Here is a 12,984-nt window from a genome sequence, read left to right as displayed (position 1 = left end):
CAAGACCATTTAACTGTGCCCCTTTGGATCATCATTCTTTGGGAAGTTGTCTCATTTTCAGTACCTTGGATTTGTTTAATGTTCAGTTATCGCTACTATCTGCTTACTGAGATGGTTTTGTTTGGCGGAGTGTGCTTCTACTTAACCTTATTATTTCCGGGGGCGTATCTTGCATTTTTAATGCCAACTTTCATGATCGCGGCAAATAGTGCTCATAAATCATTCCGTTGGTCGGGTTCTATCACAATTGTTTTATTTCCGTTGCTCATTGCAATGTTTTCCCCAGGAACAGATCTATGGGCGATTATCCCACAAATCGGTCTGACTTTTGCGATGGGATTTTCCTTTCACTTACTAGTTTCTAATTACCGCCAAAATGAAGTTATTCGCAATCAGAAGCTTGTGCTGGAACAGTACCTATCTCAGATTGAGCAGATTACTTTGTTGGAGGAGCGCGATAGACTTTCCAAAGATTTGCATGATACGATGGGGCATTCCTATACCTCGATCATTATGGGGTTGGAAATATTGCGTACGGAATTAGCGACAAAAGATGGAGAGCAAAAAATCGACTCATTATTGCAATTGGCCCGTAACAGTATGGAGGAAGTGAGAGCCTATTTGCATCAAATAGATTCACCACAAGAGTCACTTCCCTTGACTGTTACTTTGCAACAATTAGCAGAGGAGTTCCAGAAACATGCACAAGTAAATGTACGCACTCGAATAATAGGGGAAGAGTACATAGTCTCCAAACAAGCGAAAATGACGTTCTATCGGAGCTTGCAGGAATCGCTGACTAATGCCGTGCGCCATGGACAATCCACTGAAATCATTGTGTCACTGCATTTTGAACCGCAACAGACGAGATTGGATGTGCAGGATAATGGCGGCGGAGTGGAGGAGTGGAAGGATGGCTTCGGATTAACTGCAATGAAAGAACGTGCGACACAGTTACAAGGAAGAGTCACTGTATACTCCGAAAAAGGCGAAGGGACGTTCATTTCATGTGTGTTACCCAGACTGGTACAATTGTCCGATGAACGAATCCGCTTGTGTATCGTCGATGATCATTCGTTTATCCGAGACAGTCTCCATACCATCTTGGACGGACAGGAGGACCTAGAGGTGGTGGGGGTGGCCGAAGATGGGGAACAGGCTGTGGAATTGTGCAGAAGCCTGAATCCGGATTTAATATTAATGGATTTGGAGATGCCCAATCAGGATGGGATTCGAGCAACCCAAATAATCAAGGAGACATGGCCTGACATTCGCGTCCTCATCCTGTCAACGTTTCAGGATACAGAGAGGGCGAAGGAAATCATGCGAAGCGGCGCTGACGGCTATTTGCTGAAATCCATAGAATCGCGTGAACTGGCTGAAACGATTCGCCTCGTCTATCGGGGAGGCACGGTAATTAACCAAGATTTGTTCCATAGAATGTGGGACGGAAATGATGATGAAGAGTCAGTCGGACCGAGGTCAGATGGAGAAGAGTATGGCTTAACGAAACGTGAACTAGAGGTTTTGAATCTTTTATCTCAAGGAAACCGTTATAAAACAATTTCTGAGAAACTTTACCTATCCAACGGGACAGTAAGAAATTACGCCTCCACTCTCTATGACAAGCTGGGAGTCAACAATCGAGAAGAAGCTGTGCAAAAAGCAAGAGATACAGGATTACTTTTATAAGAGAAAAGGACGCCCCTTTGAGGGGGCGCCATAAATAAGGGGGGAAGGGGTGCAGACTTGTACACTGCACCCCTATTTTTCGTCCATGGTATGGGCAGAGCCAAGTGACAGTTGCACAATGGCAAAGGTCTATGGACGAGAAAATGAGGAGGATCGTGTATGTGATTTAGTTTACGCCTACAGCGTCAAAAGACTTGGCAGCTGCAGTTGCTTCTGCTGAGTTCGCCCCGTACAGATCTTTTGCGGCTTGGATCACAGCAGCACGTGCGTTGGAGAAATCGGAAGAAGAAGTCAGGTAGTTCGTAAAGGCACTATAATAAATTTGCACCGCAGCATCGCGGCCAATTCCATTTACAGTAACGCCATGGAAAGTACCGCCTTGTGCCAACAAGTAGTAGGCTTTATTGATAATACCGCTGTTTGTATGAACGCCGCCGTTATCGGAGCTGCCTTTATACAGGTTAGAATAGTGATCTGGTTGATCGTACAGAGTAGGATTGGACATTGAGCGAAGGGCATCGCCCGCAATGTTTGGCGTATAAATATCATCGCCTACAAGCCAGTTTTTGCGTTGAATGTCATTACCGATAACGTCCGAGAAAGCCTCATTCAATGCGCCGGACTCTCCGTAATATTCCAAATTCGAAGTATACTCTGTGACACCATGTGTAAGTTCATGTCCTACTACATCGGGGTCCCCGCTGAAGGCGATAAATGTGCTACCGTCTCCATCTCCATAAGTCATTTGGGAGCCGTTCCAGAAAGCGTTGTTGTAGCGGCTGCCGTAATGGACTGTCGAACGGAGTTGCAGACCACGTCCGTCAATGCTGTTGCGTCCAAATTTGGATTTATAGTAATCATAGGTTTTGGCAGCATACGCATGGGCATCCACACCGGCTGGATCATTCCATACATTATCAGCATCTGTCAAAAGGGTGCCTGGGATGCTTTGGCGGTTGGAGGCCGTGTAAGTCACGATACCGTTACCGCGTGTGGTATCTTTTAACTGGTAGCTACTGCCGGAAGCGGTAGTAGTGAACGATTTGGAATCACCAAGCACACCTTTACCTGTGCCTGTCGCTTCATTAATGATGTCATACTGGAATACGATGCTGCCGTCATTGGCATCAATAATGTAGCGGGTACGCAGTGGGGCAGGTTCTAAAACATTAACTTCTGTCACATAAACTAGCAGCAGGTCATCCCCTTTAGGGTAGTAGTAGAGTTCTGCTTTAGGATCTACTTCAGGCTGTAGATTAGCGATTTTGGCAATGGAACTTTTTTCGGCCTCCACTGCTTCAATTTTGCTATCTTTCAGGACAGATGCCTTATCAAGACTCAGCTCGTCCTTATCAACAGAAAGCGTTTTGTCGTTGTTAGCTGCTTCGGCGTAAGTATCTTTACTTACACTGCTTGGCTCCTCAGCGTCTTTAGAAATAGTATCGTCGGAGGTAGGGAGGGCTTCAATACGTGCAGCTGCTTCTTTATATGCGGTGTAAACCGCTTCAGAAGCGCTGATTTTTGGAGTTGTACCTTGCGTAGCTTCTTCCTGCTGATCCTCATTAATCACCGCTCCTAAGTAAGAGGTGACCTCACCAGATTTGCCCACATGAATAGTTTGCTCAGCTCCATATACGGGAATCCCGTTTACATACTGCTTCAGTCGATAATGGCTCACACCGGACTTGTCGCTTGTGCGATCAACGATTCGGAATTGTTCACGTACACTGGAGCTATCCACACCCAGTAACGATTTCTTTTGTCGATTCAAATAGCTCCATACAATGTCGTCCCCTGATACCGAGGAAGGAGCTTTCCATTGCTCGGCGTGGAAGGTCGGTGTAAGCTGTGCTGGTCCCGAAACGGAACTCTCCGCAGATGCACCAGACGCCACAGACCCTAATAACATAGCTCCTCCAAGAAGCGAAAACCATACTTTTTTCATAAAAATTCACTCTCCTCGATTAATGTCAGGACGAATTATCCTGCTTTGAATAAGGCATTACGCCATTTATGTAGGTCGTGTTGTCGTCTGGAATAGAAGAATGGAACATGAAGTGAAATACCGAAGTGTTTTTCATGAAGCGTGCGTGAAAAGAGGGTACTGCATTTGAAGCAAGTAGCCTAAAAAGGTAACAAACTCCTCCCTTCCTGTCGTATAAAAAGATAGTGGAATAAAAGCGGATAATGGAAAAAAGTTGCCTTATGCAAAAAAAACAAAAGTTGATTTTTCGAACTCCCATCATCTGGCTCTGATATTAGCACAGAGAATGACGGACGAGAAGATCTATGTAACAAATTTATCCAAAATGATTCTTTAGACCCTAAAAACTCATTTATTTAATAGGAATAATAAGTTTTGTAAAATAAAGTCGAAAATTGCTGTGTCGAAAAGACTCCACGCTTGCCGTTACACACGGCTTTTGGACCGCATAGGTTATGTTGAACTGTCCTAATCATGCTGTTCATCTATACAGCAGCAAGGGAGGTGAGACGGGAGCATGAAAAAGCGTGGAAGAGCTGGATTCAAGATTAATCGGAGGCGGCATTCAAGGGCTTATTATCATTCTAAGATGTGGCTGCCGTACCGAATGCCGAACATGGATAAGAAGCCGATAGTCTCTGACAAGAGCGATGTACTCGAAACGGAGAGAGGGGCACAAATCGGCGAAGCGCGGCCATCTGAACCATCATCAGCGGGAAAGATTATCGTATCTGTCATTATTCCGGCCATGAATGAGCAAAGAACAATCGGAGCTGTGATTCGCGAAGCGCGCCATGTCCATCCACATACAGAGGTTATCGTCGTTGAGAACGGATCACACGATAGAACGGCGAAGGTGGCTGCGGCGGCGGGGGCTCGTGTACTTTCCTTCCCGGAACCGCTCGGACATGATGTTGGCCGTCGTATTGGAGCGGAAGCGGCATCCGGACAGATCCTGCTTTTTCTGGATGGTGATATCGTCATTCCCTGCGTCAGACTTCGGCCATTTATACAGGCCGTAAGTGCAGGAGCGGATGTGGTGCTGAATGATTACCATGGACCTGTGAATCGCACGCCCATACATCCTGTAGTTGAGGCAAAGCATGTATTGAATATCTTGTCGAATCGTGCTGATTTAGGGGGAGCCTCTATGACTGGTATTCCACACGCCATAAGTCAAAAGGCTTTAAAGGAAATAGGTCTAAAGTCCTTGGAGAAACCTCCGCTATTTCAAGTGATGTCTATCGTCTCCGGGTTGCGAGTGGTGACTGTACATGGAATAGCTGTCGGTAAAATGAACGCAACACGTAAAAAACAGAACGGCAAGGACCCGCTGGCAGATGTAATTGTCCAGGATCACCTGGATGCTATTGCCTGGCTTACATCACGTCTGGGAGCACGTGCGGGATATACAGATTTGGAGCGCAAACGGATCAGAGACGAGGTGAAAACGTGACTAGAGTATATCGTAGAAGAAAGCGTGAAGACCCGGGCTGGGGGCTAAGACGTATACAGCGAAAACGAGAAACGACGGCTTCGATGCATAGCCGCAGGGTGAGAAAACTCTCACCTCGGGCAAAAGAAATGCCCGAAGTCCATCTGACTGAGGAACGTGAAGCCTCCAGTGATATTGTATTGCAGGGGACCGCAGCAGCCGTGGTCAGCGTCTGTAATGAGGAGACTACGATTGACCGGGTACTGGGTGAGCTGGAAAAACTTCCGCTTGCGGATATCGTGGTCGTATTAAACGGCTGTACGGATGGTACGCGCTCCGCCGTAGCCAAACGTCATCCTGGCGCGACTCTCGTCGACGTACCGGGTCGTCTGGGGCATGATGTTGGCCGTGCGGTAGGCGCACGTCTGACGCAGGCTGATATTGTGCTGTTCGTGGACGGAGATTTGCCGATCCCAGCGTCTGATTTGCTGCCTTTTCTTCAAGCGGTGGATCAGGGAACGGATGTGGCGCTTAATGATCTGGGCAGACATTTGCCGCCTTATACCCAGCAGGACAGCGTAACACGGTGCAAAGGGTTTCTGAACCGCGTACTGCGCAGGTCGGATCTTGGAGCAAGCTCATTGACCGCTGTACCGCATGCATTATCTCGGCGTGTGCTGGATCAACTTGGGCCAGCCGTGCTTGCGGTACCGCCGAAGGCCCATGCGATGGCGATTCTGCATGGCATGATCGTGGCAGCCGTACATGCTGTCGATGTGATTAAAACAAACCGCAAGCGGACCTTCAATGTCGGGAAAGGGAACGCTATGGAGCAATTAATTATCGGCGATCATGCAGAGGCGCTGACGGCCGTGTTTCAGGTAGCCGGGTATTCTCCGTTAGGGCCTGTTCCAACACGGGTAGACGTTGCCAAAGGGAGGAATGCACGATGAGTCTGACGAGCATCATTATTCCGACTTATAATGGCCTGCATTTATTAAAACCGTGTATCGAGGCGATTCGAACACATACCATAGATGCACCGTATGAAATTATTGTTGTGGACAACGCTTCGAATGACGGGACGGATGATTTTTGCGCATCTGAGCGGCTAATTAGCATACGTCTTCCTGAAAACAGGGGCTTTCCGGCAGCTTGTAACAGAGGAATTCGTCTGGCTTCGGGTGACCAATTCGTCATTTTAAACAATGATGTGACGGTTACACGGGGATGGCTATCGAATATGTTGGCTGCTTTGCATAGTGAAAGCACAGTGGGATTGGTGGGACCGGTGACGAATTACGTCAGCGGTATTCAGCAGATTTACGGAATAGAAGGAGATATGGCCAGCTGTCTGAGGTATGCGGAGCAGAATAATGCAAGTAATCCCTCCAGATGGCAAGAGGTCAAGCGGTTGGTCGGGTTTTGCCTGTTATTCCGGCGTGAGCTGATGGAACGGATCGGATTGCTGGATGAACGGTTCAGCCCCGGACATTATGAGGATGACGACTATTGTCTGCGTGCACGCGTGCATGGCTACAAGCTGCTAATGTGCAATGACTGTTTTGTCTATCACCAGGGAAATGCGAGCTTTTCGCGCTCGGAATCTTCCTGGCTCAAAGAGCTGATCGAGCGGAATTATCGATTATTTATAGAAAAATGGAGCGTAGATCCCAGAGTGTTTATCGAAACGGGAATCCCATGCACTGAACATGCTGTCGAAGGAGGAAGGAAGATATGAAAGGGGTTATTCTCGCAGGAGGAACCGGGTCGCGCCTTCATCCGTTGACTACATTACTCAACAAGCATCTGCTTCCGGTCGGCAAGTATCCGATGATCGTATATGGTATTGAAAGGCTGCGACAAGCGGGGATTACCGATATGCTCATTATTATTGGTAAACAATCGGCCGGACTGTACACTGATTTTTTAGGCAGCGGCAGTAATTATGGTGTCCAATTGACATACCGGATTCAAGAAAAAGCGGGCGGCATTGCGGAAGCACTCGATTTGGCAAGAAGCTACATGCAGTCAGAGGAGAAGTTCACTGTTTTATTAGGTGATAATTTGTTCAAGGAAGACTTGGGACCTGTCATCGAACGCTTCAAACAACAGCCACCGGGGAGTGCCAGAGTCTTGCTGAAAAAGGTGGCAGATGCCCGTCGTTACGGGGTACCTGTGTTTGATCCCGAGCGCCCGGAGAGCATTACGCGGATTGAAGAGAAGCCGCAGCATCCCCAGTCCAAATATTGCGTTACGGGTATCTATATGTACGATACTGCCGTATTCGATAAGATCCGGGAAATAACGCCTTCAGCACGTGGTGAGCTTGAGATCACCGATGTTAATAACTGTTATGCTGCTGAAGGCAAGCTGGAATATGATATTTTACGGCGCTACTGGAGCGACGCAGGAACCTTCGATTCCCTTCAGGAAGCTGGAGTGAAAATGAAGGGACTTCTACCTTGATTTCAATGAAACACCATCCAGCCGGGCCAGGCATATAGTATAGGCATAATGCCACCCGGAGGAGTGAACGGCATGAAACGCCTGAGTACGCAAAGGAAACACAGCAAACGGCTCGGAAAGAAGGGCTATTGGTCAGGATATAACAGGGGCCAGGAGCAAGGCAGGAAGTTGGGGCAGGCTTCGTTCGGCAAGATTTTTGAAGGCGTAAGTATTATCATTGTGTCCTGCAATCAGCTTCAACAGCTCCGTGCTTGCATTCATCATATTGAGGAGAATACGAGCCATCCTCACGAAATTATTGTAGTGGACTGCGGCTCGACGGACGGGACACCTACCTATTTGCTCCGTAAAAGCATCGCTGTACGCTATGCGCTGCTAACAAAGGATGTTCAGATGATCGGCAGTCTGAATCAGGGACTGATGATGGCCAAAGGTACAACTATTGTTGTACTGGACCCAAACTCGATGGTGACTCCTGGCTGGCTGGACCGGTTGATGGGCTGTTTATACAGCGATTCGCGTATGGGAGTTGTCGGCCCTGTAACGAATGGTCCATTCGGAGAACAGCAGATTGAGGTTCCTGATATGAATGAAAATGAAGTACGTCCATTTGCCACGGCCCATAATATTCCCAACCCGGATGCATGGCGAGAGACTGAAAGCCTGGCCGCATTTTGTCTACTACTGCGCAGAGACACTTTGGTAAAGACGGGATATTGGGACGAAGGATGCCACAGTATTGAGGAAGCCCATGCAGATTGGCTGCTGCGTGTACGCTTGTTGGGGATACGTATGGCAATTGCCGGAGATGCGTTTATCCATTTTGCAGAAAGTGATCGGGATACGGTTTATGGTTTTCCTCAAACGGCCGAAAGCATCGGTTCAACGGAGGAAAGGAGCCGGAACCGATCCTTTTTTGTCCAAAAGTGGGGGGACGCGGATAAGCTGTTCCACGACCCGGAATTTGGAACAGCAGAGCCGCACGGCCAAGGATTATCAAGTAAGGAAGCCTACTTATCAGCAGCAAGTTTTTATCCCGTCGGAGCGCTTGTTCAGGGACCTTCCGGTGCAGTATTTCGGATAGAGCCGGGAAGTAGACGGCGGCTGCATGGAGCCAGTGATGCGGGAGATAAACATGTGCGTCTCGTTAGAGTGTCTCAGCTTGATTTGTTGGCGCTTCCCTTGGTAGGTGAGCCGGAGGCGACAGTCTCCGGCAGCGCTGACGCCCCGCCTGTAGCTGTGGCGCCTGAGGAACCCTTGCCCGTGCTGGCGGCTCCTGAGCTGGGGAACATGTCCATGTTGCCCACACTTCATATCCCGGCTCAACGCAAACGATGGATTGAGTTACTGTATGCTGAAGGTGGGCAACTGTACCAAATCGGCAACGGCTGGAAAAGACCGTTCCTTTCCCTCTACGCTGTGATGAGCTGGCAGGCTGAGGACTATCCAATTCAGTTTTTGTCCTCCGAAGAATTGTCGGCATTGACGGAGAAGCAGCCTATTATTGCTCCACCGGTGTTGCGAGGGCATTTATGATGATCGAATAGGCTTTTTTAGGCGGAACCGACTACTCGCTGCGGCATACGCTGTAGTAGCGGAAAGCCCGTAGGTATTTCGTGCGTTCCGCACGGCGGAACACATAAAGGAGGGGCTTATGCATAACGAGTTAGATGATTTGCTGATCCATATTTCGCACTCGCAGCAGCAGATGTCTAGGCTGTTAGATGCGGAACGGCAGGTGGTCGTGCGCATGGCACAGATCATACATGAACTGCCGGATGAGGAGCCGCGTTTTGATGGAATTCCGGGCATTATTGATAGCTCGGGACAAGTAAACAAAAGCATTGTTGCCTATTTGAACGGTATTGCCGACCTTCAGGAAGCAATGGCTGAAATGCTCGTTCGTGTCGTGAAGGAGACGGCATACTCGGAAGAGGAGTAGTGTAACAATCGAGGGTAGGGAGTGAACACATGAGTAGGGAAAAAGCAATGATTCACATGTTGGACGCAGCCTCCAAGATGCAGCGGAATGTGTCTATGATCCTGGAGGCCAAGGCGGTCGAAGCAGAAAAAATGCGTAATTGGACGCTGAACCATCTGGCGCCTCACGCATTTGACACCGATGAAGAGCAACTGGGGCGGCCTTTGGAAATTCACGAGCAGATGGTGGAAATGCTGGAGGGATTAACCCGGCTTCAGACTGGACTATGCAGCAATCTCAAAGCATTGCTGGACCAGGATGAGCAGCAGGGTGGCGGAATGGAAGGGATGATGGGAGGCATGGGCTCGGGGGATATGAACTAATGAGCATGAGGCGTGAACGTGAGATTAAGCTGGATATGATGGAGTCTATTGCTGCCAGCCAGCACGCCGTTGCCCGGATGCTGACCAGTCTTGCGGACTTGACGCCCCATGCGGATATGTCGGCTCCCCGTCTGGAAGAGACCATCCGTATACTCAGCAACTATCAGGGAGAAATCACGAAAATGTTGGCAGGTATTCCTTTAAGAAGACAGGTATATGGGAAACCGACGAAGCCGTGGCTCCATGTGCCTGTTCAAAAAAATGAAACCCAGACGAGAAAGCAAAGGAGGAATGAAAATGAGTACAAGGTGGGAACGCACTACTCGAGACAAAGCGCGCAAAAGACGTAAAGATGCCCGGCGTTCTAGCATTCGCAGGTTAAAACGGAGAAGAAGACGTCTGCTTGCTCTTAGACGCCGTAAAAGGGGGCTTCATTCAGTACGTAGAAGACGTTCTCTTCTGCGGCGGCGGAAAAAACCTCAAGCTAATCCAACCGCAGCTCCTTCTGCGGAGAACCCACAGCCCGTTCCTGTTGTATTGGAGCATGACCCGCAGGCATTCCAGCAGGGATATGATGCTGCTTACAATGAGGGTTTCAATTCAGGCTTTGCCAAAGGTTATGAAGATGGCCACCAGGTCGCTTACAAGGCACAGTAAACTATGAAAATCATCTATTACGGTTAACCCCCCCGAAGCCTAGCAGCTTCGGGGTTATTTGCGTTTCGGTAGTTGGACGGGCAAACGCCAATTTTGTCCGGGCAGTGGCAGTCGTCCATGATGCGTTTGACCCCTGTGCATATAGTTTAGGAGTGACAGAAGTTTATCCTACAACAGGACAGGGTGAAGGATGTGAATGATCAACGAAGCGGAAATGAACGCGAAGCACACCGATGCGGCTATCGGGAAGGGCGCAGAATGGGCGGTTGCACGGCTGCTCTGTCACAGGTCGTGGCAATACAACCTGCGGTTCGCCAGTTGAAAGTGTTGTATATTCCGCAAGGTTTCGCAGCTATAGACACAGGTGTGCAAGAAGCATTGAGCCAAATATGCAGCTCGTGCGCCATCGGTACTCCTGCCACGATGCTGGCTGACGCTGAGGCTCACCGTCCAGACCTCTTATTGGTCATGAACGGGCTGCATGTTTTTCCAGCGGATCATCTGGAACAGGTACAACAAATACGAGCCATGGGCATTCGGACGGCCATATGGTTTGTAGATGATCCCTACTTTACGGAGGATACGGCGTTGATCTGTCAATCCTACGATGTCGTTTTTACGCATGAAATTTCTTGTCTGCCGTTTTATCGGGATCAAGGAGTAACGAGGGTTCACTATATGCCGCTTGCTGTGTCAGCCCGTATCTTTTATCCACGTCGGGTAGAGCGTGAGCATCAGCATGATATTTGCTTCATTGGGAATGCCTTCTGGAACCGTGTGAAGCTGTTTGACTACCTTGCTCCCTTCTTGGCGGATAAAAGAGTGCTGATCGTAGGTGGGCACTGGGATCGGCTAACCCGGCGGGATGTGCTGGAACGCTTTATCCGTCCGGGTTTTATGGAACCGGAAGAGACCGCTCAATACTATAACGGCTCCAAAATTGTTATCAATATGCACCGCCCGACAGAACCCGGACTGGATAATCGGAATACACACCAGTTGTCAGCGGAGTCCATCAATCCTCGGACATACGAAATTTCTGCTTGCGGAACGCTTCAAATGACGGATGTGCGGAAGGATCTGAGCCGTTATTACCAACCAGGCTATGACATTGAGACCTTCTCGGGAGCAGAGGAATTGAAAGTGAAGCTGGACTACTATCTCAAGCATGACTGGGAACGCGAACGCATAGCCTGGCGCGCATTGCACACAACCATGCAAAAGCATAGGTACTCGAATCGTATGGAAGAATTGCTGGACAAGGCGATGGCCTAAAGTAAACACCATAAACAGTGAGGAGTGAAAGTGATGACGATATCTACGACAGGACCGTATGACCCAGCTGTTCACCAGACGGCGGCGGCCTCCTGGGAGAAGGGGAGAGCTGCGGGAATCCATGACGGATACGACGAGGGATACCTGCGCGGACGTGCTAACGCGATTATGTCGCGAACCAAAGCAACGTTCCCTTCTCGACAGATCCATGTACTGTATGTCGTCTCGGGCAAAGGCCTTCCGTATTCTCCGCTGGATGAGGCGGTCATTACCACGTTGCAGAGCATGACGGCTCAGGTTACCGTAACAGACCCACGCCAGCCGGTAGGAGATATTGCCGCTCAGCTTCGTCCGAATCTGATGCTGGCACTGGATGGAATGGATCTACCGTTAGAACAGGTGGCTGCAGTACGCCAGTTGGGCATTCCCACTGCCATCTGGCTGACGGACGATCCCTATTACACCGATACGACGACCAAAATTGTGACGAATTATGATTATGTGTTCACCTTAGAAATGAACTGTATAGAACTGTATCGTCAGTTGGGTTGCACGTCTGTACACTATTTGCCCTTTGGAGCATTTTTGACTCACTATTTCCCACTCAGCTCGCCTGCTTCAGTCCGGCGTGAGATTGGATTTACAGGTTCAGCCTACTGGAATCGCATCTATTTTTTCAATCCGATTATGCCGCAGCTCATGGCTCGTAACATTAAAATCAACGGAATCTGGTGGGATCGTCTCCCGGATTATCAGTCGTATGGTGACAAAATTGAGCTGGGACGCTGGATGTCTCCGGCTGAGACAAATGATACGTATAACGGCAGCAAAATCGTAATTAATCTTCATCGTTCCCACCAGGATGATTCAGTGAACAACAACTCACTGAAAATTCCGGGGGTTTCGCCAAATCCTCGCACGTTTGAAATTTCCGCCAGTGGCACGTTGCAACTGACGGATACAAGAGACGATCTGGCTCGTTTTTACAAGCCAGGCGAAGAGATTGAAACTTACAGTTCTCAGCAGGAACTGCTGGAGAAGGTTGAGTTTTATCTAACGCATGAAAAGGAGCGCCGTGAGATTGCTCTGCGTGCGCTGGAACGAACCCTGCGGGAGCACACGTATGGTCACCGGATTGACCAACTGCTATCGGTCATATTCCCATAAG

The 12,984-nt window shown here is 49.0% G+C and carries 13 protein-coding genes; 12 read left to right on the top strand and 1 reads right to left on the bottom strand.

The genetic code is table 11. The features are described 5' to 3' along the window. Window positions 1–78: 78 nt before the first annotated feature. Window positions 79–1,692 (top strand): hybrid sensor histidine kinase/response regulator transcription factor, encoded by a 1,614-nt coding sequence (locus tag ACH59B_RS19945; protein WP_016820062.1) that lies wholly within the window; start codon window positions 79–81, stop codon window positions 1,690–1,692. 166 nt (window positions 1,693–1,858) lie between these two features. Here the strand turns inward: ACH59B_RS19945 and ACH59B_RS19940 are convergent, their stop codons facing one another. After that, a complete protein-coding gene (locus ACH59B_RS19940; RefSeq protein WP_016820063.1) occupies window positions 1,859–3,637 on the bottom strand; it encodes a M4 family metallopeptidase in 1,779 nt (592 codons plus the stop codon). A gap of 556 nt (window positions 3,638–4,193) precedes the next feature. Here ACH59B_RS19940 and ACH59B_RS19935 point away from each other — a divergent pair. The 11 genes from ACH59B_RS19935 to ACH59B_RS19885 all read left to right on the top strand — a co-directional run bounded on the left by ACH59B_RS19935 (window position 4,194) and on the right by ACH59B_RS19885 (window position 12,983). Then, window positions 4,194–5,132 (top strand): glycosyltransferase, encoded by a 939-nt coding sequence (locus ACH59B_RS19935; protein ID WP_016820064.1) that lies wholly within the window; start codon window positions 4,194–4,196, stop codon window positions 5,130–5,132. After that, entirely contained in the window at window positions 5,129–6,064 is a 936-nt protein-coding gene (locus ACH59B_RS19930) for a glycosyltransferase (protein WP_016820065.1), read from the top strand. Before ACH59B_RS19935 ends, ACH59B_RS19930 begins: the two co-directional genes overlap by 4 nt. Beyond that, the gene (locus ACH59B_RS19925) at window positions 6,061–6,852 is read left to right on the top strand and encodes a glycosyltransferase family 2 protein (RefSeq protein WP_044787305.1); all 792 of its coding nucleotides are present in this window, start codon (window positions 6,061–6,063) and stop codon (window positions 6,850–6,852) included. Before ACH59B_RS19930 ends, ACH59B_RS19925 begins: the two co-directional genes overlap by 4 nt. Then, complete coding sequence (locus ACH59B_RS19920; RefSeq protein WP_016820067.1) at window positions 6,849–7,580, top strand: sugar phosphate nucleotidyltransferase; 732 nt, start codon at window positions 6,849–6,851, stop codon at window positions 7,578–7,580. The genes ACH59B_RS19925 and ACH59B_RS19920 overlap by 4 nt, the downstream gene beginning before the upstream one ends. 72 nt (window positions 7,581–7,652) lie before the next feature. Next, window positions 7,653–9,116: a glycosyltransferase family 2 protein gene (locus tag ACH59B_RS19915; RefSeq protein WP_285692571.1), complete on the top strand. Its 1,464-nt coding sequence runs from the start codon at window positions 7,653–7,655 to the stop codon at window positions 9,114–9,116. A 118-nt stretch (window positions 9,117–9,234) separates the two neighbouring features. Beyond that, window positions 9,235–9,522, top strand: coding sequence for a hypothetical protein (locus ACH59B_RS19910; RefSeq protein ID WP_016820069.1), 288 nt, complete (start codon window positions 9,235–9,237; stop codon window positions 9,520–9,522). Between the two features lie 29 nt (window positions 9,523–9,551). After that, window positions 9,552–9,884, top strand: a complete 333-nt coding sequence (locus ACH59B_RS19905; protein WP_013372833.1) for a hypothetical protein — start codon at window positions 9,552–9,554, stop codon at window positions 9,882–9,884. Beyond that, complete coding sequence (locus tag ACH59B_RS19900) at window positions 9,884–10,234, top strand: hypothetical protein (RefSeq protein WP_016820070.1); 351 nt, start codon at window positions 9,884–9,886, stop codon at window positions 10,232–10,234. Before ACH59B_RS19905 ends, ACH59B_RS19900 begins: the two co-directional genes overlap by 1 nt. Beyond that, window positions 10,182–10,541 carry a hypothetical protein gene (locus ACH59B_RS19895; RefSeq protein ID WP_039269198.1) on the top strand — a complete coding sequence of 120 codons (360 nt, stop codon included), beginning with the start codon at window positions 10,182–10,184 and terminating at the stop codon, window positions 10,539–10,541. The genes ACH59B_RS19900 and ACH59B_RS19895 overlap by 53 nt, the downstream gene beginning before the upstream one ends. 183 nt (window positions 10,542–10,724) lie before the next feature. Further along, complete coding sequence (locus ACH59B_RS19890; protein ID WP_016820072.1) at window positions 10,725–11,816, top strand: glycosyltransferase; 1,092 nt, start codon at window positions 10,725–10,727, stop codon at window positions 11,814–11,816. A gap of 33 nt (window positions 11,817–11,849) precedes the next feature. After that, window positions 11,850–12,983 carry a glycosyltransferase gene (locus ACH59B_RS19885; RefSeq protein ID WP_016820073.1) on the top strand — a complete coding sequence of 378 codons (1,134 nt, stop codon included), beginning with the start codon at window positions 11,850–11,852 and terminating at the stop codon, window positions 12,981–12,983. Window position 12,984 lies beyond the last annotated feature (1 nt).

Source organism: Paenibacillus sp. DP01 (genome assembly GCF_044784315.1).
GTDB classification, from domain to species: domain Bacteria; phylum Bacillota; class Bacilli; order Paenibacillales; family Paenibacillaceae; genus Paenibacillus; species Paenibacillus polymyxa.
Note: the sequence above shows the minus strand (reverse complement) of the source record. Positions and strands in the feature narration are given on the sequence as shown.

What these genes read in the sequence shown, in the direction of transcription:
- ACH59B_RS19945 (WP_016820062.1), top strand. Translation starts at nt 79, where the DNA reads ATGTTCAGTTATCGCTACTATCTGCTTACTGAGATGGTTTTGTTTGGC.
- ACH59B_RS19940 (WP_016820063.1), bottom strand. Translation starts at nt 3,637, where the DNA reads ATGAAAAAAGTATGGTTTTCGCTTCTTGGAGGAGCTATGTTATTAGGG.
- ACH59B_RS19935 (WP_016820064.1), top strand. Translation starts at nt 4,194, where the DNA reads ATGAAAAAGCGTGGAAGAGCTGGATTCAAGATTAATCGGAGGCGGCAT.
- ACH59B_RS19925 (WP_044787305.1), top strand. Translation starts at nt 6,061, where the DNA reads ATGAGTCTGACGAGCATCATTATTCCGACTTATAATGGCCTGCATTTA.
- ACH59B_RS19920 (WP_016820067.1), top strand. Translation starts at nt 6,849, where the DNA reads ATGAAAGGGGTTATTCTCGCAGGAGGAACCGGGTCGCGCCTTCATCCG.
- ACH59B_RS19915 (WP_285692571.1), top strand. Translation starts at nt 7,653, where the DNA reads ATGAAACGCCTGAGTACGCAAAGGAAACACAGCAAACGGCTCGGAAAG.
- ACH59B_RS19910 (WP_016820069.1), top strand. Translation starts at nt 9,235, where the DNA reads ATGCATAACGAGTTAGATGATTTGCTGATCCATATTTCGCACTCGCAG.
- ACH59B_RS19905 (WP_013372833.1), top strand. Translation starts at nt 9,552, where the DNA reads ATGAGTAGGGAAAAAGCAATGATTCACATGTTGGACGCAGCCTCCAAG.
- ACH59B_RS19900 (WP_016820070.1), top strand. Translation starts at nt 9,884, where the DNA reads ATGAGCATGAGGCGTGAACGTGAGATTAAGCTGGATATGATGGAGTCT.
- ACH59B_RS19895 (WP_039269198.1), top strand. Translation starts at nt 10,182, where the DNA reads ATGAGTACAAGGTGGGAACGCACTACTCGAGACAAAGCGCGCAAAAGA.
- ACH59B_RS19885 (WP_016820073.1), top strand. Translation starts at nt 11,850, where the DNA reads ATGACGATATCTACGACAGGACCGTATGACCCAGCTGTTCACCAGACG.